The sequence below is a fragment of the Coprococcus sp. RTP21204st1_G4_RTP21204_210225 genome (assembly GCF_040915385.1).
Classification (GTDB): domain Bacteria; phylum Bacillota; class Clostridia; order Lachnospirales; family Lachnospiraceae; genus Allocoprococcus; species Allocoprococcus comes.
On record NZ_JBCPDP010000005.1, the window covers coordinates 189,307 to 214,928 of the forward strand.

A 25,622-nucleotide genomic window follows, 5' to 3' on the forward strand; every position below is an offset into this window, starting at 1 on the left:
TGACGGTCGTTCCATCAGGAAGGTGGAACACTTATGAAAACACAAGACAACAGAGATCGGATAGCTGCAATCTATGTACGGCTTTCCGAAGAAGACCATGACAAGGTTCATGAAACCGACGACAGTCTCTCGATCCAAAATCAAAAATCAATGCTTCTTGAATTCGCATCGAAACATGGATGGACTGTCTATGACATCTATAACGATGACGACTATGCCGGTGCAGACAGATCTCGCCCAGAGTTCAACAGGTTGATTACGGACGCACGGGAAGGTAAATTCGGTATCATCCTGTGCAAGACGCAAGCACGATTCACCCGTGAAATGGAGCTCGTGGAAAAATACATCCACGGCCTCTTCCCTATTTGGGGTATCCGGTTCGTCGGCATGGTCGACGGAGCGGATACATCGGTTAAAGGCAACAAAAAAGCCAGGCAGATCAACGGACTTGTAAATGAATGGTATCTCGAAGATATGTCTGAAAACATCAAGAGTTCCCTTGATGACCTTCGCAGAAAAGGGCACCATATCGGTGCCTGGGTCAGATATGGTTACATGAAAGACCCGAACCAAAAAGGACATATCATTCCCGATCCAGTTGCCGCCGCCGTGGTGGAACGAATTTTCAAGATGTACCTTGAAGGAAACAGTAGAGCAGATATCGCCCGCATCTTAAATTCGGAACAAATCCCGCCGCCGGGACTATACAAAATCCAACAGGGAGATAAATATAAAAATGCCTTTATGGCAGGTGAGTGGGATTCCTGCTCTATTTCGCGAATCCTTAAAGAGGAAATGTATATCGGCAATATGGTTCAAGGCCGACAAGCATCCGAATCTTATAAAACAAAAAAACTTCGAACGTTGCCAAAAGAAGATTGGATTCGTGTCATCGGAACACATGAAGCGATTATATCGCTGGAAACTTGGAATCAAACCCAGGCACTACTCGCTGTCGGAGCGCGTTCTTTTACACGATCGGAGGAAATAGGCCTCTTTTCCCGAAAAGTTTATTGTGGCCATTGCAACAAATTGATGAGAACCGGAAGGTCAAAAAGAAAATCTGGTACGTACTACAATTACGTAATATGCGTCAGAAGGCACCCTGAAATCAATCCTTGTCCTGTACATGCGGTCTCCAACGCCTTGATGGAAAAAACCATTCTCGACCAATTGGATATCCTCGCGGCCAAATACAAGGATGGCTCCTTATTTTCAGAAATAATGGATGAAGAAAGTACTATAGGCATTGAAATAAAACGCTTAAAAGCAGAACTTGCCCAACACAAAAAGAAACTTGTTGAATACGAGAGCGGTCTCAAATGTCTATATTTAGACAAAGCATCAGGAAGTATCTCAAATTCAGATTATCAATTCCTATCCAGAGAGCTGTCAGCTGGAAAAGAATTGGCAGAACGTAAAGTGGATCTTTGCACTGAGAATTACAATAAAATTCTTCGCTCGCAGGAAATCTTAAGAGAAAAGGCAGGTGTGCTCGAATCCTATTCGCGTCCGAAAGAACTCACGAGAAGTATGGTGGAGACTTTCATCGACCATATCGTCATATGTTCAAGTTCTGATGGTACTTCTAAACAAGAAATCAAAATATATTGGAATTTTTAAAACATCCTATGAGAAATCCTGCCCGCATCGGTCATTTCCGGTGCAAATCTCTTCTCAAGTCGAGTGGAGCAGACGCAACTGCCGCGAAAAGGCAGGCAATCCTGGATCTGAATACAGAAGAACAGGATGACTAAAAATTTATCTTGTCGGTACATTTGTGCTGATGTATAATAAATCAGGACTAAAACTCAGGTAGTTTCCCCGAACAATTGAAGTTCGGTCCGACACCCGAGTTTTAGTCCTTTTTTATCCTTTTATATTCTTTTTTTGCTCTATATTACAGGCTTCCAACAAACCGCTCAAATGCTGCCCTGCCTTCTTCTGTCTGCTTATAAACACCGGCATCTTCCAGCACCTGGTTAAACACCTGTCCGATTTCCTCATGGAGAATGTCCATGATATTTTCTTTCGTAATGTCTGTATATTTTGGAAGGAATTCTTCTACCCAGTCTGCATGCTTTTCAAGCACTTCATTGCTGCGGATGTCCTTTCCTTCAAGGATTGCATCTGCAAGCTGTTCCATCTCACTTTTCAGTCTTGACGGCAGCACTGCAAGTCCCATCACCTCGATCAGACCAATATTCTCTTTCTTGATGTGATGTAATTTTGCATGCGGATGGTAAACGCCAAGCGGGTGTTCTTCTGTCGTAATATTATTTCTGAGAACAAGATCCAGCTCAAAATACCCATCCCTGATTCTGGCGATCGGAGTGATCGTGTTGTGCGGTTCTCCGTTCGTCTCGGCAAAGATAAATGCTGCTTCGTCTGTATAAGATCTCCAACACATTAAAATATGGTCAGCTGCGCTGATCAGACGTTCTTTGTCTTTGCACTGCAGACGGATAACAGACATTGGCCATTTTACCATTCCGGCGCGCACATCTTCATACCCCGGAATCACATATTCTTTAATAACCGGAGCTTTTGCCATTGCAAATTCATGATTTCCACCCTGGAAATGATCATGGCTTAGGATCGATCCTCCTACGATTGGAAGATCTGCATTGGAACCAACAAAATAGTGTGGAAACTGGCTGACAAAATCCAACAGCTTTGCAAAGGTTGCACGCTCAATTTTCATCGGCACATGCTCTCCGTTGAAAACGATGCAGTGTTCATTGTAATATACATACGGTGAATACTGGAATCCCCAGTCTTTTCCATCGATCCTGACCGGAATGATCCGGTGATTCTGTCTTGCCGGATGATTGACGCGACCGGCGTAGCCTTCATTTTCCTTACACAGCTGGCATTTCGGATAACCACTCTGTGTAGCATTTTTTGCTGCCGCGATCGCTTTCGGATCTTTTTCCGGTTTGGACAGATTGATGGTGATCTCCATCTCCCCATATGGTGTCTCTGTGATCCATTTCTGATCCTTTTTAATCCGGTATCTTCGGATATAATCGCTGTCCTGACTAAGCTTGTAAAAATAATCGGTCGCCTTTTTCGGTCCTTCCTGATACAGTTCATAGAATTTATGGCTTACCATGCTCGGCAGCGGGACCAGTTTTCCCATGATTTTTGTATCAAACAAATCCCGGTACACGATTGAATCTGCAATCAGTTCTTTTTCCACTGCATAATCTGTAATCTCCTTCAGAATCTGTTCCAGCTCCTCTGCACCCCTGCTTCCTGGTGTCTCCTCGTAAGACTCCAGCCCAAGTGCCTCTAAAATCTGATTGGTAACAAATATTTTATCTTCCGGTGCTACAAGCCCCGTATCTAATCCATACTGTACCAGTTCTGTAATTGCCTGATCGATCATTTTTCTTCCTCCAAATCTTTTTGCTCGTCCTTTATCCATCCATTTTCAATGCGGCACATTTTTTTACACCGAATCCTTTATTTATTCAGATAGCAAACTAAAATCTGTATTTATGTCTAACCTTGACAGCTAGCATATTTTCGTTTACGCGATTACTTTCATTCCGCCATATTTACGAACCTTTAATACGTGGCAGGATCCTTCTCCAAATACTGCATCCAATGCTTTTCTGTACTCTTCTACAAAATCATTCTTCACAAATGCCTGAATGGTTCCGGCAAATCCGCCTCCATGCACACGGCATACTCCATGGTTTCCGAGTACATTTTCGCTGACTGCAAGGGCAATGGATACTGCCTGGTTCTGCACGTCACGGTTAGTATATACATTCTGAAGATATTTGAAAGAGGAATCTCCGGATGCTTTGATCATATTAAGGAAATCTTCAAATCTTCCTTCGCGAAGGGATGCAACCTGTGCTGCAACTCTCGCATTATCACCGAAGAAATGCATAGCCCGAAGCACCGGACGGTCTCCAAGCTTCTCGCGGAGTGCCGGGATCGCTGCAAAAAATTCTTTTTCATCTACGTCACGGAGAACTTCTTTTCCAAAATATGTTGCAATAGCTTTCATATCCGCCGGAATCTGTGCATAATCCGGTGTCAGATCCTGATGAGAACCTTTGGTATCTACGATGCACAGACTGCATGCATGATTTTCAAAATCTACATCTACTTTTTCTACAACCGGAGCCTTTGGATCTTTGAAATCAATGTGGATCAGTCCACCAACCGCGCAGGCTGTCTGGTCCATCAGACCACTTGGCTTTCCAAAGTAAACATTTTCAGAATACTGACCAATCTGTGCAATCTCTACCATGCTGATCTGCATATCGTTGTAAAGTCCGGAAACAATGGTTCCAATGATTGTTTCAAATGCAGCAGACGAAGAAAGTCCTGCTCCGATCAGCACATCACTTGTCACATAAGCATTGAATCCACCAATCTTGTATCCGCGTTCTTTCAGTCCTGCAAGTACGCCACGGATCAGTCCGATAGATGTCCCTTCTTCTTTGTCAACCTTTTCTACATCATTCGCATCGATAACGATCATATCATATCCTTCAGATACCACACGGACGGTCATATCTTCATTTTTATTTACAATTGCGATCGCATCCAGATTAATAGAGGTTGCAAGCACCATTCCGTGCTGATGATCTGTATGATTTCCACCAACTTCACTTCGTCCCGGTGCGCTGTATACTTCTACTTCTCTGTCCCCATACAATTTCTGATACTCTGCCATCGCTTTTACATAGCGTTCTTCCTGATGTGCAATCACACTTTCATCAATATAAATATCTTTTAATGTATCACGGTACACGCCTTGTTTCATTTCTTCCATAAGTTTTGTAAGCTGTTTCATCTTCATTTCCTCCAAATACATTTTCGATTCTGCTTTGATAATTGCATTATAAAATATATTTAGTAAATTTGCAATATATATTTACTAAATATTTTGATAAATTTACTAGTGAATTTTTGTACAGTTCTACATAATTCTTTCACTTTCCATTTTTTTACTCCTCTGTTATAATAGAAGAATCAGAAATTTTTTAACAAGGGGGCCGCTTATGGCAACAATCAAAGATATTGCTTCTGCTGCCGGTGTTTCTGCCGCAGCAGTTTCACGTATACTGAATAATGATGAGACGCTCAATGTCTCACCGGAAACCCGACAGAAAGTACTGGATACTGCAAGAGAGCTGCATTATGTAAAGCGCGGACGTCCTTCTGTCAAATCACTTTTTACCCTTGGGATCATTCAGTGGTTCTCTTCCCAGCAGGAACTGGAGGATAATTATTATCTTCTGATCCGTCAGGGAATTGAAGATTACTGCCTCTCACACAATATCCAGATCGTGCGTACCTACAAAAGCGACATCAATTACATGGACGTTCTGAAGGATGTAGACTGTCTGATCTGTATCGGCAAATTCAGTCAGGAGGAAATTTCTTATCTGTATGAGATGAATTCGTGCATCCTGTTCCTAGATATGCCGGTAAACGATGACCGGATTTCCACGATCATTCCGGATTTCGGCGAAGCAGTTACAGAAGCTCTGGATTATCTGACTGGGATCGGGCACCGGGAGATTGGTTTCTTTACCGGAAAAGAATATATCGGCGAAAATCATCTCTATCCGGATTACCGAAAAAAAGTCTTTATTGATTACTGTGATGCACACGATTTGATTTATGAGCCTTATATCCAGGAGGGTGTATTCCAGATTTCTTCCGGTTATGAGATGGCATGCAATCTGATCAACGGCGGCAAGCTGCCGACGGCGATCTTTGCAGCAAGCGATCCGATCGCTTTTGGTGCGATCAAAGCCTTTACCGAACACGGGATCCGTGTTCCGGAGGATATTTCCATCGTAGGCTTTGATGATATCAATATGGCACAGTTTTCTGCTCCACCGCTGACAACGGTCAGTGCGCCAGCTTATCATATGGGAATGTACGGAGCTTCTATTCTGCAGCATCTCCTGAGGGAGCATCCGGGACCTGCACTTAAGATCAAACTGCCGTGTAAGCTGGTTGTCCGGAATTCGTGTAAAGCGATTGAAAAATAGCTCCTTATCTGTCTAAATATACCAATGAATTTTATCTAACATCAAAAAGCTCCCATCCGGAGAAGAAATGAGTTATAATTAGCTCACATTTCTCCGGATGGGAGTTTTTTTATTAAGCAATTTATCAGAAAGCCTTTAGGACATCAAATAACTTTCTACCAGTCCTGCACTGACTCTTGATAATAAGTCACATTTTCCTGTAAAATTTCTATTTTTCCATCTTTTACTTCCGCAATTGATACCGCACAGTTCTTATGTACCCCCTGCTGCCAGTACCCGGAAATCGGCAGACCTTTCATCAGGCTCAGAATCCCGCAAAGTGCTGCACCATGTGTGGATAAAAGTACATTTTTATCCTGAAGATCTTCTTTCTGATAAAGCTCTTCCAGAAAATTATTCAGACGTGCACGCACTTCTTCAAAGGATTCCCCTCCTTTTGGCGGCTGGTACACTTCCGGTGCATTAAAAAAGTTGCGAAATCCCGGATCCGGAATATTCCATCCCTCTTCTCTGCAACAAAGTCCCTCAAATTCTCCAAAGCTCATCTCCTGGATCCGCTTATCCGGAACAATCGGAACCTCCCTGTCCCCCAGGACGAGCCGTGCCGTCTCTGCCGCCCTTTTCAGCGGGCTTGTGTAACAGACCGCAAATGGAACATCTGCGAGTGCCGGAGCCGTCTCTTTTGCAAGTAGTTTTCCAAATTCATTCAGCGGAATATCCACCTGTCCCTGTAATTTTCTTTTTTTATTCCAGTCCGTCTCTCCATGACGGATCATATATATTTTCATCTCTTAGTTTCCTCCTGCTATCATTAAAAACACACGCATCCTCCGTGCCAGTCAGCATAGCGATTGGCACGGGAGTTAACAGTAACGATTATAGCACATTTTTCACCTTTCTTCCACCAAAAGGCTTGTTATTAAACTTTATGACAGTTATAATATGTTGGGGTCAAAAGGTATTTTGACCCCTTTGATACCAGATTGCTACGTGCTTTGCACTCTCGCAATCCTCAAAAACATTCGTAATCCGCTCATTTTTCTTTGAAAAATGGCTACTTACTCATGTTTTTGGCGGGTCAAGATGTCAAAAAACCTCTTGCAAGCAAGCTTGCATCGGCTTTCTGACCTTTTTACCCTGGTATCTTATAATAAACGTAGTACAAAAAAGGAGATACTTGATTATGGAGAAAATTACCAGTTTCACAATAGACCATTTGAAACTTGTTCCTGGGCTTTACGTCTCACGTAAGGATTTTGCCGGCGAACAGGTCATTACAACCTTTGATATCCGCATGACCAATCCGAATGAAGAACCGGTTATGAATACTGCAGAGGTTCACACCATCGAACATCTTGGTGCAACCTTCCTTCGTAACCACAGGGACTACGCATCAAAAACACTTTACTTTGGACCAATGGGATGCCGTACCGGCTTCTACCTTCTTCTTGTAGGTGATTATGAATCAAAAGATATCGTTCCACTGATGAAAGAAATGTTTGCTTTTATCGCAGACTTCAATGGGGACGTACCGGGAGCTGCTGCAAAAGACTGCGGAAACTATCTGGACATGAACCTTCCGATGGCAAATTATATGGCAAAAAGATATCTGACTGAGGTTCTGGAAAATATTACAGAAAAACAGCTGGTTTATCCTGAATAAGCCTTACTATATGAACCTGAAAATGGGAGCCAAACATACCATCCATTGATTTTCTTCAAATGTTCCTGTATGTTTGCTCCCATTCCTGTTTTCAATCAAAACTCTCTATGATACACTTTCGGAATTTCTACCAGAACCTCTCTTCCGTTGTAACATAATCTGCCGGAAGATCAAATTCTTCGGTCTCAATTTCTTCTACAATCTGCATTTCATAAGCAGCTGCGATCCGGCAGATATCTTTCCGTTTTTCAAAATAACGATCATAAAATCCACCGCCATAACCGACACGGTTCTTTTTTTCATCAAAAACACTTCCCGGCAGGATTGCCAGTGTAGTCTGCCCTTCTCCGGCTTCATAAACAGGGCATTCTTTTTTCGGCTCCAGGATGCCATAAGCCCCCTTTTCCAGATCCTCAAAAGAATGTATCTGATAAAACTCCATCTCTTTTCCCGCTACCCGTGGCACATAGACCTTTTTTCCAAGCTCCCATGCCTTCTCGATCAGTGTTCCGGTTGCCACCTCTCCACGAAAATCAATATACGCAAGAAGGTTATCTGCATTTTTAAATGTCTCTGTCTCTTCAATGCGTCTCATGATCCGCAGGCTCTTCTCCCGAACCTCTTCTTTTGGAAGTGCCTGTCTCATTTTCAGAATTTTTGCCCTAATTTCCTTTTTTCTGTCCATATTTCTCGCCCAGATTTGTAATGGATCCATCCTTCTCCTTGATTGAAATGTTATTAAGCTGTCCACGAAGATTTCTTTTGAATGCATCTACATATTCCCGTCTGAGAATCTGCTGTTCTTTTTTCTCTTCCTCTGTCAGTCCTTCTGCTTTTGATTTTCTATATAATTCATTAATGCGTTCAATTTTTGCTGTCTCCATTTTTCTTTTGTCCCTTCTTTGTTTTCCTATATAATATGTTATCTTTTTAATCAGCTGGAATAATTTTCCAGGAACCCATAAAGCTTGTCTTTTCCCTCTAACCGCTTTCCCTCCCGGATCTCATTCTGCAGTTCTTCCGGAAGCTCTTCGACACGGATATTCGTATATTCATAAATACTTGTCTGGTCGTCCAGATAAACAATCACATATCCGTTGCGGTTTTTCAGATAATACACCTCTTCTTTGTGTGCGCCACCCTGAGTGCTGACTGTCTGTTCTGTTTCCTGCTGCTCCGTCTGTTCTGTCCTTGCAATTTCTTTCCTGTAATTATAATCTGCATAATATGCATAAGATAAGATCGCAAGAATCAGAAGAGTCCCCGTTAAAAGACCAATATGATATCTTGTTTCCATAAGGAACACTCCTTTTTCTACAAGTATTGGTCTGCTTGGAGGATTTTATTCATTATGGGGGGATTTTTAGGTTGTGATACCAAATCCTCCACAGCTTAGTAATATCTGCGTTCTTTTAATAAATGGCATTTTTTGCAGACTATTACAATTTGGTGACCTTTTGGGAGACTGAGGAGTTCTTTTTCGGACATACCACCCATTTTAAGGAGAACGACTGCGTATACCGCTACTGCCACGATGAGGGCGATCAGGGTTGCGATTCTTCCTCCGATGAAGGTGTCAAGTACGAAATGCACTGCCCATGCCAAAATTGCCATAACAGCTCCGGCGATAGACGGAATAACAAAAGTCTTACGGCTCTCCTGAAGATATCCACATGCTTCACGGATATCATGTGCATTCATGATACACATGCATAAAGAGAACACAATCTTACTTCCAATCAGTGCATAAATGCCCCATTTGAACATAACAAGCATAATAAACAGAGATACAATATGTAGTATCAGGGATACCATTGCATTTTTTACCGGTTCCATCATACGGTCCAGACCCTGAAGCACTGTATTCGTAACGGTTGAAAGTGAATAAAATACCAGAGAAATTGCTCCGATCTTCAGCATAATTCCCTGTGTTACATTATCTACATTCGGCCACAGGAAATCCATGATAGGCTGACCAAGTGCAAAGAATCCAAATGCGCTTGGAATCGCGATCAGCATCGTGTAACGGATAACTGTATAAATCCGGTTATGTAACAGTCTTCTGTCATGATTCTCTGCCGCGCTTACAAGCCCCGGGATCACAGATGATCCCAATGCACTCGCAACGGCAAGCGGTACGTTAAACAGGGTATAATACTGTCCTAATTTACCAAGAAGCTCTGCACAGACCGCCTCACTAGTTCCCTGTGCACCCATGATCTTATTGAACATTGCACTGTCAATAACATTTGCACTGTTATAAATTGTTGTACTTAAAATGATCGGTGCGATCGTCAGAATCAGGATCTTGAAAATCGCACGGTAATCATCCAGTTCTTTCGAGGTATCCCGCTTCATCTGCCGCATCATCGGCTTGCGGAATGCCACATAGCAGAACAGTAAGAACAGCAGACCGATCAGCGCACCGGCTACTGTACCAAGTGTACCTCCTGCTGCGGAATAGGCTGGTCCCAAAAGGTTATTCCCCTGCACCTTAGCCATCTGTTTTCCATTTTCCAGAAGAACGGCTGCACCTACAACGCTGACAATCGCATTGAGAAGCTGTTCAATGATCTGCGAAATTGCAGTCGGGATCATCGTTCCCATCCCCTGGAAATAGCCACGAAAAACTGCCATAATCGCACAGATCAGAAGTCCGGGAGCAAGCACCTTCAAAGAATAGCAGCTCATTTTGGCTCCCATCAGATATTCTGCGATCGCCTCTGCTCCAAAAAATACGATCACCATGATCGTGACACCAGATAGCGTAGCTATGATCAGTGATGCCTTCAATACCCTGAATGCATTTTTCCGCTCTCCTGCCGCCATTTTGAGAGACACCAGCTTTGATACCGCAACCGGCAGACTGTAAGACGAAATGATCAGAGCAATAGAATACACCTGAAATGCCATATCATAATAGCCCTGTCCTTTAAGCCCCATAATATTGAGCATCGGGATCCGGTATACTGCCCCGATGATCTTTGTGATAATACCGGCTGCCGCAAGGATGCTTCCCTGCATCAGAAAACTGCCGCCTTTTGATTTTTTCTTTTTACCCATACGTTAAAACCTCATACTTTTATCTATCTTGTAATTCCCAGCATCTCCAGAACTTCCCGCTGTTTCTTTTCCATCACGAGCCGTTCTTCATCTTCCATATGGTCATAACCTAACAAGTGCAACATACTGTGCGCAATAAGGAAAGCAAATTCACGTTCTACCGAATGACCATATTCTTCTGCCTGCTCCTTTGCGCGCTCTTTGGAAATCACAATATTGCCGAGCATCAGTTCTCCGGTCTCCGGATCAAATGAACTGTCATCTGTATCCAGATATGCATAATCAGCCGGTGACGGGAATTCCGTCATCGGAAATGACAGGACATCGGTTGCACGGTCGATTCCGCGAAATTCCAGGTTCATCTGTCGGATCTCCTCATTCATCGTAAGAAGAAGTTCTACCTGCGCCTCGTATGGGCACTTCTCATAATCCAGGACTGCATCTGCAACTTTTGTCGCCAGTTCTTCATAAGGCAGCTTTAAATCCAATGCTCCCTCATCCTCTAAAAATAGTCTCATCTTGTTCCTCGTTTCTTTCTGTCTCTAGTGTGGGATTTTTTCTGTTCCTGCTTTTGCTCGTATTCCTCGTACGCTTTAACAATTCGCTGTACCAGCGGATGTCTGACAACATCCCGGCTGGTCAGACGGCAAATCGAAATATCTTCCAGATTCTTGACTACACTCACTGCCACATCAAGTCCGGATGTCTGTCCTGCCGGAAGGTCTTTCTGTGTAGAGTCTCCGGTGATCACGACTTTGGATCCAAAACCAATACGTGTCAGGAACATCTTCATCTGCGCCGGTGTGGTATTCTGCGCCTCATCCAGAATAATAAAAGCGTTGTCAAGGGTTCTGCCTCGCATATAGGCAAGAGGCGCAACCTCGATCAGCCCTTTTTCTGAATTCTTGATAAAGCTTTCTGCTCCCATGATCTGATAGAGTGCATCATAAAGTGGTCTTAAATATGGATCGATCTTGCTCTGCAAATCTCCCGGCAAAAAGCCAAGCTTTTCTCCTGCTTCAATTGCCGGACGTGTCAGAATGATACGCCCCACTTCATTGCGTTTGAACGCCGTGATTGCCATTGCCATCGCCAGATAAGTTTTACCGGTTCCGGCAGGGCCAAGGCCAAAGGTAATCATCTTTTCCCGGATCGCATCCACATATTTCTTCTGTCCGAGCGTCTTTGGTTTGATTGGCTTTCCCTGAAGTGTATGACAGATCAGGTCTTTATCAATTGTCAGAATATCTTCCGCGCTGTCTTCCATCGTAAGGGACAGGGCATAGTCTACATTCTGCTCCTGGATCGTGTTTCCGCGCCTGGAAAGCTCGGTAAGCTGCGACAATACCTGCTGCGCCCTCTCTACATTCTTTTCCTCTCCAAGGACTTTCACCTTTCCATTTCGCGCGATCAGTGTAACATGTAAAGCTCTCTCAATTTTTTTTGCAAATATATCGAACTGGCCAAACACATTTTTTTCATGTTCAGCCGGTATGTCTATCATGGTCTCAAGAATTCCCATAAATCAGTTTCCTTCCTGCTGTATATTTTCTGCATCTGCCTTCGGCAGTTCATGTACCGTTCCTTTTTGTACAATTCCGAACGGTCCGGATAAAACCAGTTTCCCCTTTGCCGAATACCGGTTCGTCTCCCTGTATATTTTAACATCATTCTCTGAAATTTGAACCCCTTTTTTCTCTAATCGGGCGCAAAACTTCTCAAAATTATAGGACAGAATTTCTCTTGCTTCCCTGTCTGTATAAGAAATCTCCTCTTTTCTGCTCTCTTTGCTCCGTTCAACTCTTACCGAGACCGGAAATGGAAAATGTCTCTCCAAATACAGGATATATCTGCAGGTCAGCGCATTATATTCCGGGTAAGGTAATTCCCGCCTTCCAAAAAGATACAGCCTTCCCGGTGTTTCTATCCAGAACCTCCAGCTCTTCTTGCCGGTATCTTTCCATACCGGATGCATCCTGTCAAGAATATCTGTATACGCAACCGTTGTCTGTGCTATTATGTCTGCATCCGATACCCGGTACTGGTATCCTGTCACCTCATCTGAATCATTCTTTACTTCCACACTTCCACTCACAAGGATCTCTCCTTTTTTTACCTCACTGCCTTCCCGGACAAGCGGATTCCCTTTTCGTGTAATGATCTTCTGAATGATCCCGTCCGCTTCTGCCACAATATCCATCGGCGCTTCCGCCTCAGCTTCTGTCTGCAGCTCCTTCCGGTCAGGATTCTCCCTGACTTTAATCTTCAGACAACTCCCATGAACATAGGCTGAAACCCAGATAATATCGTCGTATTCCATACGAATATCTTTTTCAATCCGGTCACAGTCTACATTCTTTTTTGCCATTCCACAGGCAATTCCTTTTTCCGTCAGAAAAGAAAGCAAAACCTCATCTGTCCTTGCAAGGTTTCCATCAATCTGAATCCTCCATATAAAAGAAGAAAGCAGAAAGATCAGACAGATTGCGATGACCGATCCTGTAAAAAAAAGCTTCCGTCCACGGTATTTATGTATAAAAAACGGGGCTCCTCTTTTCTGGATGATCCGTACCTTTGCCCTGCTCTTCCTGACCATTGGTCGCAGTCTGCGGAAATCCCGGACGCGGATATTCATCTCATATGCCCCTTTTGCCGGTCTCAGATTCCAGAGAAAAATCCCATGATAACAGCAAAGATTTAAAAAACGTTCCGGTGAATATCCTTCGACTCTGATGCGCAGGTATCCGGCAAGATTATTCAGAATATATCGCAGCATCTTCGTCATCCCTTCCTAAGAATACTCAATTTTCTCTACCTTTCCGGTAATCTTCATATCGGTTGTTGTATAGTAGTTGATCTCAAGTGATTTCCCTGTGATGCGAATCTGCCCGCTACGTACATTTATACGGATCAGCTGTTCGGTATATTCCAGAATTCCACGGTAATTCTCTATATTCACTTCATAATGCCCTGTAAGAGTCAGAATCGGGACACCCAGCACCACATCCTTCGGCAAATTTGCTGCATCTGCCATGCGATACCTTCGTGTCCCGTCTTCTTGTTCGGATCTCTGTCTCATATTGCCGCATATACCGTTTTGTTGACAGTGTATGCTTCAGAACCACATAATATTCCTATGCTGTATAATTACTGAATTTTCCCGGGAGCATTCTTCCCGCACATGCATGAATTTCGATCTGACCTTTTTCTCCGGCAATAAACTTTAATACCGTTGTCTCATCTGACGGTTCCGGTGTCGGTCTGCCAATCGTAAGCACATTCTTCTTTGCGTAAGTTGTAAAGGTATATTCACTGCCCGGCTGCAGAGAACAGATGGGTCTGCCATTTAAGAAAAATGCATCCTGTCCGCCGTTATAACCGCCCTCTTCTTCGATAATACGGATCGTTGCCGGAGCAAAAAGGCAATCCGGTTCCTGCTGTGTCTGTCCCCAGACATTCTGTTGATTATCCCAGCCGTTCTGATTCCGGTTCCATCCATTTTGCTGATTATTCCAGCCGTTCTGATTCTGGTTCCATCCATTTTGCTGATTATCCCAGCTGTTCTGATTCTGGTTCCATCCATTTTGCTGATTATCCCAGCCGTTCTGGCTCTGATTCCATCCACCTGACTGATTATTCCATCCATTTGGCTGGTCTTCTGGTCTGTAATTTCCCATCGGTGCTTTTTTTGCAACCCAGTAAGAAGTGAAACCGCCAATTGCAGCTCCGATAATTCCAAAAAAATATGCCCCGTAAAATGCATTATCACCTGCATTCAAAAGCTGCATCAGCCAGGCTCCGACAAAAGTACCGGTAAATTCAAGGCCAAACCACAATCCCAGTGTCAATGCACGATATTTTTTTGGATTCTGTCCTCTTTCTATCGCGTGCTTTCCATTCACACGCCAAAGCCATATAAGACAAATAATTTCTAACATTTGTTTTCCCTCTTTCGCGCTTCTATTTTGTTACATAAAAGTATTATATCTTCAATCGCAGCTGAAAACAATCCGTTATTCTGTGAAAACTTTATAAAATCGAACAGACTGGCTCCTCCATGATCCGGATATACAAAAAAATCGATCCTACTTTTCCTGTGATTGTAAGATCGATTTTTCATTTCTTTGTTATACTTGAATTCTCGCGGCGGCATCCTGGCTGATAGCGAACCGCTTCTGGTCAGATGCTATAATCATCATACCACTGGCATCATTCTGGATCACATGGATTTCGCTGCCCTCTTTGATTTTGAATTCCTTTAATTTTTCCAGCACCTCCGGTACTCCGAACATCCATTTGATCGTGTACCATTTCCCCGGAACAGCTGTTGATAATGCCTGCATTTTTACACCTTCTTTTTTCTCCTTTGACTTTACTACAGTATACTCGCTTTCATATTGGTTAGTCAACGGCAATGTTTTTTAGTTATTATATACACAATTCCATTCAATAGCCATATTTAACAATTATTTTCAGAATTCAACTTCTGTTTTATCACTCTCACTATAAGCTAGTTCTGGAAGAAAATCTGATCAAGGCAGACGAGCTGGATGAAGTTCTGGATGCTTATGCAATGACCGAACCTGAAGTCATACTCATAAAAGAAGCAATGTAACAAGACAAAAACCCCAGGATCTATCAACTCATTACCCGTGATAAATCCTGGGACTTCCTTCATTTAAAATATCACCGTTTCCCCTGTTCCAAGTGCATGTACCATTTCGCCAAGTTCTTTTTTCAGAATCCCGAATGCAATATTTCCGGTACAGTGACCGGTATAGATTTCCTCTACGCCAAGCCCTTTCAATTCCTGCGCAGTTTCCACAACCTCTTCCTCTGGTATGGCAAGTGTATCCATGCCCGAAAGCTTCATCATATGAAATCCACCGACAACCGCATAGACCTTTTGCCCGCCGAGTGCCATCTGCACTTCTCGCACAATATTGACAATTCCCCCATGGGAACAGCTATTAAATATCACCAGTCCTTTTCCCGTCTCAAAAACCACACTCTGCTCATGTGCAAAATCATCTGCAATAAACTCTTCACCGATTTTCCGGTACATGTGCGCCCTGCGTCCCATCTCATCCAGACCGCCGGTAAAATGCGGTACGACCCAGACGCCTTTTTCAACTTCACAGACTGCATTTAACGGACGGAACCGCTCTTTATAATTTTCCAGAAGATGCTGCGGAATTCCAATATATTTATCTTTTCCTTCTGTCCGGTAAAAACAGTTCTCAGCAGACGTCTCCTGCATATAGACCGCTGCTTTGTCATTCTCCTTAAAAAACTCCTCGAAACCGCCACTGTGGTCATAATGTGCATGGGATAAAAACGCCGTATCTACTTTCGAAAGATCAATCCCCAGCTCCTTTGCATTTTCTGCAAAGAGCGCTGTTGCGCCAGTATCCAGAAGGTACGTCTTTCCCTCATATTCGATATAAACCGACAGTCCATGTTCTGCACAAAGTCTGCATCTGGAACTGTTTTCTACTAATACTACCATCTTCATATGAATCAGCCGTTACTGAAAACTTATAAAAAGTTACAAACTTCTATGTTTCATTCCTACTTCAATGAGTATGCTTTTGATGATATAAATATCTATCTACTCACAAGTTCTTGTACTCTCCATAGGCGTAAATTCCGGACTAACGTATCCGTACATATTTGCATTAACGTTTCAGTGTCAGCTTGCAAATCGTTCTCCATAACCCTTAAGATTTATTGATGCCTGGAAATCTCTGTCAATTATATTCCCACACTCACATCTATATTCCCTGTCAGATAATTTCAAATCTTTTTTGATATTTCCACAACAGCTGCAAAGCTTTGATGATGGATAAAACCGATCAGCCACAATAAGCTGGATCCCTTTATCACTGCATTTGTATTCAAGCTGTTTTCTAAACCAAAAAAATCCTTGTTCCTGAACTGCTTTGGATAAATGTCTATTTTTCATCATTCCGCTGACATTCAGATCTTCAATACAGATAAATCTTGGTTTTCGATTTACGATCTCAGATATGGTCTGATTCAAATAGTTTTTACGGATGTTTGTTAATCTGTGATTTCGTTTTAATAAAAGTTTTTCCTTTTTGATTACATTATTGGTTTTGCAGTAACTTTCCCCTTTCTTATTCTTCTCGTAAGAACGAGAGATACTACGCTGTAATCTGCGTTTCTGTTTTTCTAGTTTCTTTACCTTCTGACTCTTATTAATGTTCTTATATTTAACAGCATCAGAGCAGACAGCCAAATCTTTGATTCCTAAGTCTATACCAACTCCATCATCATTAAGTGTTTCCTTGCAATCAGGAAATTCCACACATACACTGATCCACCAGTTCAATCCGTCAAAGGATATTCTCGGATTCATATATTTAACATCTGTTGGAATACGTCCATGTTCTGCAAGTCTTACCCAATTCATTTTCTGCTTATTTGCTTTCCTGCTGGAAGAAAAGCCTTCAAACTTAACGTGGGTATTACTGAATTGTATCTTAACATTATCCTGATAGAACTTCGGCATTGATCTCTTTTTAGACTTGAATCTTGGGAATTTTTGCAAACCCTTGAAAAAGTTCTTATACGCAGTACAGGCATCTTTGATTGCCTGTTTGGTTACATTATTTGAAATATTCAGCAGCCATGCGTATTCATCAGAATGTCTGAGCTTTGTAAATTCTTTTCTGAGTTCTGAATCTGAAATGAATTTGCCACCTTTTTCATAATTTTCTTTTTCCCTGGCCAAAGCCCAGTTATAAGCAAATCTTGAAGCACCTGCGTACTGAAACATCTTAGTTTTCTGTACGTTGTTTGGTATCAGCATTACTTTTATGGCTTTTACCATCTGTTTCCTCCTGCATCAATTCCCGGATAAGTTTCTTAGCTTTGCTCGCTCGTTTTCCTTGTAATTTGCAGCTGAATACTGTGATTATTTGAACCAGATCTTCAACAAGTTCCTGCTGTTCAGATTTTTCAGTATTATCAATAATCTCAATCTCACAATTATAAAGTGAAGCGATATATTCTATCAACTCAAAACCAAATCGCAATGGCCTGTCTTTATATAAAACAACAACCTTTTCAACTTGATTTTGAGAGATTCGTCTAATCAATTCCTGAAGTCCTTTTTTCTTATAATTAATCCCAGAACCGATATCGCTTATTATCTCAAACGGCTGTCCTTTTGCCAAAAGATATGTCTTAACATTATCAATCTGTCGTTCCAAATCATCTTTTTGTTTATGGCTGGAAACGCGACAATATCCAATTGTAATACGATTTTTAGGCTTTACATTTATTACCTGGTTGAGTTGCTCATCAGAATAATATCTATAGCCACTTACTGTAGTATGATGCGGATGAAGTTTTCCATATCTACTTATATGATTTTATAATTTATCTTTAACTGTTAATGACCTCTTTTCTATTTGTGATAGGGTTCTCCCGACATGATCCGGTATCCACGGTAAATTTGCTCTAGCAGGATTACACGCATCAGCTGGTGCGGAAATGTCATTTTTGAAAAACTAAGTGCATAATCCGATTTTTCCAGAACTGCCTTCCCGATCCCTATGGATCCGCCAATCACAAAAATAATGTGACTGGTTCCCTGAATGCCAAGTTTTTCAATTTTCTCTGAAAACTCTTCGGAAGTCAGCTGCTTTCCGCCTATCTCCAGTGTAATAAGATATGCATCCTCACGGATATATTTCAAAAGACGTTCGGCCTCTTTTTGCCGAATCATTTCCTCTGCATTTTCGCTGGCATTGTCCGGTGTCTTTTCATCCGCCACCTCAATGATCTCCAGCTTGCAGTAGCGGCTCAGTCTCTTCGTATATTCCGCGATCGCATCCCGCAGATACTTTTCTTTTATTTTTCCAACCGTCAGTACGGTTATCTTCATCCTGTTCCTTCCTCTCTTTCGCTGTATCAGTCTGTACAGTTATGCCCTTTCATACATATAAAGCTCATGCAGTGCTCTTGTTGCACAGATGTATTTTGCCTGCCCGGTCATCGGATTTTCTTTCTTCGGGAACACGCCGAATACCTGATCAAATTCCAGTCCCTTTGCCATATAGAAAGTCGTTACTGTCACGCCTTTTTCAAAGGTACTGCTGTCCCGGTCAATACAGTTTACCGGAAGTCCACGGTTTGAAAGCATCCTGGTCATTGTATACGCCTCGTCCATCGTCTCCGTCAGAACTGCGGCGGTCTCATATTTATCCATTCCGGCATCTGCCTCCCGGATAAGTTCATTTAACAGTTCCTCATCCGAATCAAATGTCTTTTCGGTCACCGGTTTGCCATGACGCTCCAGATATTCCAGATCCTTTTCCCCGGTAAATTTCGCTGCATACTCTGCGATTTCAATGGTATTCCGGTAACTTTTATTCATGATGATCTTGCGGATCGTACGTCCGAAAATCTTCGGCAGGAATGTCAGTACATCCTGCATCTGACTGTCCAGTGTCTGCGCCCGGTCGCCAAGGATCGTCATCCGGCAGGAAAACAGCCGGGACAGTACCACGTACTGCAAATATGAATAATCCTGCATCTCGTCGATCACCAGATGCTTGATATGCTTATGTCTGGTTCCTCCAAGCATCCGGTATTTGAGATAAAGTACCGGAAATACGTCTTCATACTGGAGCTTTCTGTTCTCATACGGAATTTTTGCCAGTGTCTCATACCCATTGTCTTCCAAAAACCAGTTATATATTTTGTAAATATCACGGGTGACATACATCCGGTTGAATTTCTCCCGGATCTCTTCTACCTCATCTTCCGGAAGATTCCGGTTATACAATGTCTCGTATTCATCCACCAGATATTCCATCACCGCATCCATTCTTGCAAGGATCGGAATATCCTGAAATTTGAAATAGAACAGATGGATCAGCTCCTCTTCGGTTTTTTCCAGAGTACGGATCTTAACCGGCTTAAAATCCATCAGCTGATCTTCCAGAACTGCCAGAAAGCCTTCCATCTCTCCGACAAATCCGGCAGACTGCTTCTTCAAATAGCTCTCCCGGATTCCCATCTCCGGAAAATGGATCAGCTTCTCCAGATAATCATAACGGTCCTCACAGTCCGATACGATTCCTTTCAATTCTCTGTACGCAAACAGATCAAAACTCATCTCCTGGATATTTTCTTCTCCAAGCTCTGGCAGAATGTGGGAAATATAATCCGCAAATACGCTGTTCGGTGAAAGGATCAGGATATCCGATGCTTTTAAATTTTTCCTGTCGTGATACAAAAGATATGCAATCCGGTGCAGTGCAACGGAGGTTTTCCCACTTCCTGCGGCTCCCTGAATGACCAGAACTTTGTCCTTTACATTCCGAATGATCTCATTCTGTTCTTTCTGGATAGTACGGACAATATTCTTCAGTTGTACATCCCCGTTACTTCCAAGCTCCTGTTTCAGGATCTCATCATCAATCTTGGTGTCACTTTCAAATGCATAAACCATCTTTCCTTTCTTGATCTTATACTGCCATTTGGAAGTAATCTCCCCTTCAATGGTTCCTCCCGGTGCTTCATAAGAAGCCTGTCCTCTGTCATAATCATAAAAAAGACCGCTCACTGGCGCCCTCCAGTCGTAGATCAGTGGCGTCATTCCTGCCTTAGGCGCAAAATTGCCGATTCCGATGTAAAAACTTTCGCTTTCTTCTTCCCCCTCAAAGAGAAAATCCACTCTTCCGAAATATGGGGAGTCGATCATTTTCTTAAGGCGCTGTTTTTTCATCAGACGCTCATTGTTCGCATTAACTTCTCCGAGAAGTGCCTGCTGATTATCATAATTTTCATAACCATACTCATCCATTTCCGTATAGTTTTCCCAATAATAATCATGCATGCTCTCAATCTGTTTTTCTCCTTCAAGAAACGATGCGTTGATCTCGGTAATGCGTGTCTTCAGTTTCTCTTCAACCTCTTCCAGAAACCGAATCTCACTGTTCATTGCGTCGCTGTTACTCATATTCAAACCCTCTCATGATTACATCTTCCGATGATTTGTGCAATCTCTTCCGGCATCTTTGCAATGTAATCTGCACCGGCACTTTGAAGCTCCGCAAGATCTCCGTATCCATACAGGACACCGATCACCTGGATCCCATTCTCCTTTGCACCGTAGATATCATTATTTCTGTCACCGACCATAACGACCTGATCGTAATTCTCCCTTTCTACGCCCAGGTTATCCAACGCATACCGGATCACATCTGCCTTCCGGATCAGTGATCCATCCATCGTAGCCCCGTAAATCCCTGCAAAATATTTTGCAAAGTCAAATTTGTCTGCAATCCTTTTTGCATACTCTTCCGGCTTGGATGTTGCCACTGCAAGTATATATCCTTCATTCTCCAAGGATTCCAGTGTCTCCGCAAGCCCTTCATACACCGAATTCTCAAAAATGCCTTTCACCGCATAATATTCCCGGTAATACTTTACTCCAAGCAGTGCCTCTTCCTCAGACATCCCATAATATTTCTCCATTGATTCCGTCAACGGCGGTCCGATAAATTTCTTTAAAGTATCCCGCTCACCAACCTCCCGGTTCATTTTATTCAGCGCATACTCCACCGAATTCATGATCCCCGGTCCCGATTCCGTAATCGTCCCATCCAAGTCAAATAAGATATATTTATACTTCATAATAACCCTCTTTCACAAAATAATACTTTTTTTATTGTACCATTTTTAACTCTTCTTGTCCAGAAACCCTAATCTCCAAACCTCCTTTAAAATCAGCCAAAACACACAAACCAGCGTCTATTTCTCCGCCCTTTATAACCGCCAGTTTTCTCCCCTTTGCACAACTTGAATTGGAACGATTATTTTTTTCAAAGTGGTCTACACAACCTATACAAAAACCGCAGTCCCTATCAAAGGAAACTGCGGTCATAACCCTTATTTATTTGAAAGATACTCGTCGATACCTCTTGCACCAGCTTTTCCGGCTCCCATAGCAAGGATTACTGTAGCTGCACCTGTTACGGCATCTCCACCTGCGTATACGCCTTCTTTAGAAGTCTTTCCGTGTTCTTCGTCTGCAACGATACATTTCCACTTGTTAACTTCCAGTCCTTCTGTTGTAGAAGAAATCAGCGGGTTCGGTGATGTTCCGAGTGACATGATAACTGTATCAACATCGATCACGAATTCAGAACCTTCAACCGGTACAGGACGTCTTCTTCCTGATGCGTCCGGTTCACCAAGTTCCATACGAACACATTTGATTCCTTTTACCCATCCATCTTCTTCAAGGACTTCTACCGGGTTTGTCAGTAGGTCGAACTGTACACCTTCTTCTTTTGCGTGATGAACTTCTTCTACACGGGCCGGAAGCTCTTCTTCGCTACGACGATATACGATATGAACTTCTGCTCCAAGACGAAGTGCTGTTCTTGCAGCATCCATTGCTACGTTACCACCACCAACAACTGCAACTTTCTTACCAGCTGCGATCGGTGTATCATAAGAATCATCAAACGCTTTCATAAGGTTACTTCTTGTCAGGTATTCATTTGCAGAAAATACACCGTTGGCATTTTCTCCCGGGATTCCCATGAATTTTGGAAGTCCTGCTCCTGATCCGATAAATACTGCTTCGAATCCTTCGTCTTCAATCAGCATATCAATTGTAGTAGATTTACCGATTACAACGTTTGTCTCAAAGTGAACACCAAGCTCTTTTACTTTTGCGATCTCTTTTGCAACGACTTTCTGTTTTGGAAGACGGAATTCCGGAATACCATATACAAGTACTCCACCGAGTTCATGAAGTGCTTCAAATACAGTTACATCATAGCCAAGCTTTGCAAGGTCGCCTGCACAGGTAAGTCCTGCAGGGCCTGAACCGATAACGGCAACTTTGTGTCCGTTCTTCTTGTCAGCTCCAACCGGTTTGATGTCATGCTCCAGAGCGTAATCAGCAACGAATCTTTCCAGCTTACCGATAGAAATAGATTCTCCTTTGATACCACGGATACATTTTCCTTCGCACTGTGATTCCTGAGGACATACACGTCCACAAACAGCAGGAAGTGCAGAAGACTGTCCGATAATCTTATATGCTTCTTCGATATTGCCTTCTTTTACTTCATGAACGAATGCAGGAATATTGATTCCTACCGGGCATCCCTGAATACATTTAGCATTCTTACAGTTGATGCAACGGCTTGCTTCTTCCATTGCCTCTTCCTGATTATATCCATAACATACTTCTTCAAAATTTGTTGCACGTACCTTCGGATCCTGTTCTCTTACAGGTACTTTCTTTAATACGTCTGCCATTATTCGTCACCTCCGCAATGACCGCATCCACCGTGATGTGTGTCACCTTCCTGTAATTTCAGCATAGCTCTGCCTTCCTGAGTCTTATACATCTGCTGTCTCTTCATTGCTTCATCAAAGTTAACGAGATGTCCGTCAAATTCCGGTCCGTCTACACATGCAAATTTGATTTCATCGCCTACGTGGAGACGGCATGCACCACACATACCTGTTCCGTCTACCATGATCGGGTTCATGCTGACGATAGTCGGGATTTCGAGTTTCTTTGTGAGCAGACATACGAATTTCATCATGATCATCGGACCGATTGCAACACAGACATCATACTTGTTACCTTCTGCAACAAGTGCTTCGATCTTTGTTGTTACCATACCTGCATGTCCGTATGTACCGTCATCTGTACATAGGTAATAATTTCCTGCAACTGCTTCCATCTCTTTTTCGAGAATCAGCATATCTTTTGTCTTAGAACCAACGATAACATCTACATCGATCCCATGTGCGTGCATCCATTTAACCTGCGGGTATACAGGGGCTGCACCAACACCACCGGCTACAAATAAGATCTTTTTATTCTTCAAACTCTCAATATCTTCTGAAATCAATTCAGATGGGCATCCGAGCGGTCCTGTGAAATCTCTGAAAGAGTCTCCTGCTTTTAATTGTGCCATCTTCTCAGTAGATGCTCCTACTGTCTGGAATACGATGGTAATTGTTCCTTCTTCTCTGTCATAATCGCAGATTGTCAGCGGAATTCTTTCCCCCTTGTCATCCATCTTGACAATTACGAACTGTCCTGGCTCACAGTGCTTTGCCACACGTGGTGCTTCTACATCCATAAGATAAATCTTATCAGCCAGTTTTTCAGCTTTTCTTATCTTGTACATTGCATTGCCTCCTAAAATATTTACTCTCTTTATGATAAATTATTGCAAAGTAAATAGCAAGTATTTCTTTTTAATTTGTTAAAAAATTATTTATGTCATAAATATAACTATCTTTTTTATCTATAAGTACTAATATTTCTTCTATAAATCTGCCAAAATTCTTCCGATTACCAAATTTTTCAACCGTATTAAATCTTGTGCCGGCACGAATTTGTACCTGCTGACCGGATATAAAAATGAGACAGACGGTCAATATTGAGTCCGTCTGTCTCTGTAAGAACTGTATTCTCTTTTTTAAAAATCTACTTCTGTTCCATAATATGTACAGTTGAAAAGTTTTTCCATAGCTGCCGGATCGATCGGACGTGGGTTGGATCCTGTACATGCATCACCAACTGCAAGTTCTGAAATCTTTGCAATTTTTTCTTTGAATTCTGCTTCGTCAATACCGAAATCTTTCAGTGTCTTCGGAATATTCAGTTCTACATTAAATGCATCGATCTTTGCACACAGGCTGTTGATCAGCGCTTTCTCAGATGTACCCGGAAGTCCCATTCTGCGTGCGATTTCTGCATAACGTTTTGCAGCGACCGGATCTTTTGCATTGTATTTAATTACATATGGAAGGTAAATTGCATTTGCGCATCCGTGCGGAATATGTCCGGTTGAGAATGCCGCACCTGTCTTATGTGCCATAGAATGTACGATTCCAAGAAGTGCATTAGAAAATGCCATTCCTGCAAGACACTGTGCATAATGCATCTGTTCTCTTGCTACCATATCACATTTGTAAGATGCCGGAAGGTAATCCAGAACCATCTCGATCGCCTGCAGTGCAAGCGGATCTGTAAATGGACAGTTCAATGTAGATACATAAGCTTCGATCGCATGTGTCAGTGCATCCATACCTGTGTAAGCAACCTGCTTTACCGGGAGACCCATGACAAGATCCGGGTCTACAATTGCAACGTCCGGTGTAATATTAAAATCGGCAAGTGGGTATTTTACTCCGGTCTGATAGTTGGTAATAACGGAGAACGCTGTTACTTCTGTTGCTGTTCCTGATGTTGACGGAATTGCAGCAAATTTTGCTTTTGTTCTTAATTCCGGGAAGTTGAACGGAATACAGAGATCTTCAAATGTAACATCCGGATATTCGTAGAATGCCCACATTGCTTTTGCGGCATCAATCGGCGATCCGCCACCCATAGCTACGATCCAGTCCGGCTGGAACTCCTGCATAACTGCTGCACCTTTCATAACGGTCTCAACAGATGGATCTGGCTCAACACCTTCAAAAAGCTTTACTTCCATTCCTGCTTCCTTCAGATAGTTCTCAGCTCTGTCGAGGAATCCCTGACGCTTCATGGAACCTCCTCCGACAACCAGGATTGCTTTTTTTCCTTTCAGGTTCTTCAGTTCTTCAAGACATCCTTTTCCATGGTAAATATCTCTTGGTAATGTAAATCTGCTCATTTCAAACACTCCTTCGCCCTTAAAGTATGTTATCTTTTTGACAATCACATTGTATCTCAATTCTATCCTTTTTGCAATATTTTACCACAAATAGATTGTATTTATTTCCATACAATTATACATTTTTAATAAACCATATTATCCACACTCTATTCACAAAATATTTGATTTGTGATATATTTCACATAT

25 protein-coding genes and 1 pseudogene are annotated in these 25,622 nt (G+C 42.5%); 4 read left to right on the forward strand and 22 right to left on the reverse strand.

Annotated elements, in window-relative coordinates:
* The first annotated feature begins 33 nt into the window (after positions 1-33).
* Complete coding sequence (locus AB5213_RS06795) at positions 34-1,623, forward strand: recombinase family protein (RefSeq protein ID WP_368276549.1); 1,590 nt, start codon at positions 34-36, stop codon at positions 1,621-1,623.
* Positions 1,624-1,631: 8 nt separating this feature from the next.
* Positions 1,632-1,757: a hypothetical protein gene (locus AB5213_RS06800; RefSeq protein ID WP_368276550.1), complete on the forward strand. Its 126-nt coding sequence runs from the start codon at positions 1,632-1,634 to the stop codon at positions 1,755-1,757.
* Positions 1,758-1,900: 143 nt separating this feature from the next.
* Here the strand turns inward: AB5213_RS06800 and galT are convergent, their stop codons facing one another.
* Both galT and AB5213_RS06810 read right to left on the reverse strand, forming a co-directional pair.
* Positions 1,901-3,391, reverse strand: coding sequence for a UDP-glucose--hexose-1-phosphate uridylyltransferase (gene galT / locus AB5213_RS06805; protein ID WP_022220630.1), 1,491 nt, complete (start codon positions 3,389-3,391; stop codon positions 1,901-1,903).
* A 144-nt stretch (positions 3,392-3,535) separates the two neighbouring features.
* Positions 3,536-4,819, reverse strand: coding sequence for a galactokinase family protein (locus AB5213_RS06810; RefSeq protein ID WP_022220631.1), 1,284 nt, complete (start codon positions 4,817-4,819; stop codon positions 3,536-3,538).
* A 208-nt stretch (positions 4,820-5,027) separates the two neighbouring features.
* Here AB5213_RS06810 and AB5213_RS06815 point away from each other — a divergent pair, with 208 nt between their 5' ends.
* A complete protein-coding gene (locus AB5213_RS06815; protein ID WP_008370790.1) occupies positions 5,028-6,029 on the forward strand; it encodes a LacI family DNA-binding transcriptional regulator in 1,002 nt (333 codons plus the stop codon).
* A 155-nt stretch (positions 6,030-6,184) separates the two neighbouring features.
* Here the strand turns inward: AB5213_RS06815 and AB5213_RS06820 are convergent, their stop codons facing one another.
* Positions 6,185-6,817 carry a histidine phosphatase family protein gene (locus AB5213_RS06820; protein WP_008370791.1) on the reverse strand — a complete coding sequence of 211 codons (633 nt, stop codon included), beginning with the start codon at positions 6,815-6,817 and terminating at the stop codon, positions 6,185-6,187.
* A gap of 395 nt (positions 6,818-7,212) precedes the next feature.
* Between AB5213_RS06820 and AB5213_RS06825 the strand changes: the two genes are divergently transcribed.
* Positions 7,213-7,692, forward strand: coding sequence for an S-ribosylhomocysteine lyase (locus AB5213_RS06825; protein WP_008370792.1), 480 nt, complete (start codon positions 7,213-7,215; stop codon positions 7,690-7,692).
* A 127-nt stretch (positions 7,693-7,819) separates the two neighbouring features.
* Here the strand turns inward: AB5213_RS06825 and AB5213_RS06830 are convergent, their stop codons facing one another.
* The 19 genes and pseudogenes from AB5213_RS06830 to AB5213_RS06920 all read right to left on the reverse strand — a co-directional run bounded on the left by AB5213_RS06830 (position 7,820) and on the right by AB5213_RS06920 (position 25,433).
* On the reverse strand, positions 7,820-8,338 hold the full coding sequence (locus AB5213_RS06830) for a 5-formyltetrahydrofolate cyclo-ligase (RefSeq protein WP_368276552.1): 519 nt from the start codon (positions 8,336-8,338) through the stop codon (positions 7,820-7,822).
* Between the two features lie 16 nt (positions 8,339-8,354).
* The gene (locus AB5213_RS06835; protein ID WP_055157151.1) at positions 8,355-8,576 is read right to left on the reverse strand and encodes a DUF896 domain-containing protein; all 222 of its coding nucleotides are present in this window, start codon (positions 8,574-8,576) and stop codon (positions 8,355-8,357) included.
* Between the two features lie 50 nt (positions 8,577-8,626).
* The gene (locus AB5213_RS06840) at positions 8,627-8,989 is read right to left on the reverse strand and encodes a hypothetical protein (RefSeq protein WP_055157149.1); all 363 of its coding nucleotides are present in this window, start codon (positions 8,987-8,989) and stop codon (positions 8,627-8,629) included.
* 95 nt (positions 8,990-9,084) lie between these two features.
* Positions 9,085-10,755, reverse strand: coding sequence for a polysaccharide biosynthesis protein (locus tag AB5213_RS06845; protein ID WP_173686651.1), 1,671 nt, complete (start codon positions 10,753-10,755; stop codon positions 9,085-9,087).
* Positions 10,756-10,778: 23 nt separating this feature from the next.
* Positions 10,779-11,273, reverse strand: a complete 495-nt coding sequence (gene ybeY / locus AB5213_RS06850) for an rRNA maturation RNase YbeY (RefSeq protein WP_008370797.1) — start codon at positions 11,271-11,273, stop codon at positions 10,779-10,781.
* Positions 11,270-12,277 carry a PhoH family protein gene (locus tag AB5213_RS06855; RefSeq protein ID WP_022219964.1) on the reverse strand — a complete coding sequence of 336 codons (1,008 nt, stop codon included), beginning with the start codon at positions 12,275-12,277 and terminating at the stop codon, positions 11,270-11,272. The genes ybeY and AB5213_RS06855 overlap by 4 nt, the downstream gene beginning before the upstream one ends.
* Positions 12,278-12,280: 3 nt before the next feature.
* Positions 12,281-13,540, reverse strand: a complete 1,260-nt coding sequence (locus tag AB5213_RS06860) for a sporulation protein YqfD (protein WP_082428356.1) — start codon at positions 13,538-13,540, stop codon at positions 12,281-12,283.
* A gap of 6 nt (positions 13,541-13,546) precedes the next feature.
* Positions 13,547-13,789: a sporulation protein YqfC gene (gene yqfC / locus AB5213_RS06865; protein ID WP_022219963.1), complete on the reverse strand. Its 243-nt coding sequence runs from the start codon at positions 13,787-13,789 to the stop codon at positions 13,547-13,549.
* A gap of 100 nt (positions 13,790-13,889) precedes the next feature.
* Positions 13,890-14,693 (reverse strand): hypothetical protein, encoded by an 804-nt coding sequence (locus AB5213_RS06870; RefSeq protein ID WP_349095856.1) that lies wholly within the window; start codon positions 14,691-14,693, stop codon positions 13,890-13,892.
* 189 nt (positions 14,694-14,882) lie between these two features.
* A complete protein-coding gene (locus tag AB5213_RS06875; RefSeq protein ID WP_008370804.1) occupies positions 14,883-15,098 on the reverse strand; it encodes a ferrous iron transport protein A in 216 nt (71 codons plus the stop codon).
* A gap of 335 nt (positions 15,099-15,433) precedes the next feature.
* Positions 15,434-16,264 (reverse strand): MBL fold metallo-hydrolase, encoded by an 831-nt coding sequence (locus tag AB5213_RS06880; RefSeq protein ID WP_368276553.1) that lies wholly within the window; start codon positions 16,262-16,264, stop codon positions 15,434-15,436.
* A 183-nt stretch (positions 16,265-16,447) separates the two neighbouring features.
* A complete protein-coding gene (locus AB5213_RS06885) occupies positions 16,448-17,611 on the reverse strand; it encodes an RNA-guided endonuclease TnpB family protein (protein WP_055297353.1) in 1,164 nt (387 codons plus the stop codon).
* A pseudogene (locus AB5213_RS06890) lies at positions 17,559-18,137 on the reverse strand (IS607 family transposase); the annotation flags it as partial. The pseudogene AB5213_RS06890 and the gene AB5213_RS06885, both read right to left, overlap by 53 nt.
* A gap of 53 nt (positions 18,138-18,190) precedes the next feature.
* Entirely contained in the window at positions 18,191-18,670 is a 480-nt protein-coding gene (rlmH, locus tag AB5213_RS06895) for a 23S rRNA (pseudouridine(1915)-N(3))-methyltransferase RlmH (RefSeq protein ID WP_022219903.1), read from the reverse strand.
* A 39-nt stretch (positions 18,671-18,709) separates the two neighbouring features.
* Positions 18,710-20,752 (reverse strand): UvrD-helicase domain-containing protein, encoded by a 2,043-nt coding sequence (locus AB5213_RS06900; protein ID WP_173685379.1) that lies wholly within the window; start codon positions 20,750-20,752, stop codon positions 18,710-18,712.
* A 2-nt stretch (positions 20,753-20,754) separates the two neighbouring features.
* Positions 20,755-21,429 (reverse strand): HAD family hydrolase, encoded by a 675-nt coding sequence (locus AB5213_RS06905; RefSeq protein ID WP_022219901.1) that lies wholly within the window; start codon positions 21,427-21,429, stop codon positions 20,755-20,757.
* Between the two features lie 255 nt (positions 21,430-21,684).
* A complete protein-coding gene (gltA, locus tag AB5213_RS06910) occupies positions 21,685-23,070 on the reverse strand; it encodes an NADPH-dependent glutamate synthase (protein WP_022219900.1) in 1,386 nt (461 codons plus the stop codon).
* Positions 23,070-23,957, reverse strand: coding sequence for a sulfide/dihydroorotate dehydrogenase-like FAD/NAD-binding protein (locus AB5213_RS06915; RefSeq protein WP_368276554.1), 888 nt, complete (start codon positions 23,955-23,957; stop codon positions 23,070-23,072). Before AB5213_RS06915 ends, gltA begins: the two co-directional genes overlap by 1 nt.
* 294 nt (positions 23,958-24,251) lie before the next feature.
* Entirely contained in the window at positions 24,252-25,433 is a 1,182-nt protein-coding gene (locus AB5213_RS06920; RefSeq protein WP_022219898.1) for an iron-containing alcohol dehydrogenase, read from the reverse strand.
* Positions 25,434-25,622 lie beyond the last annotated feature (189 nt).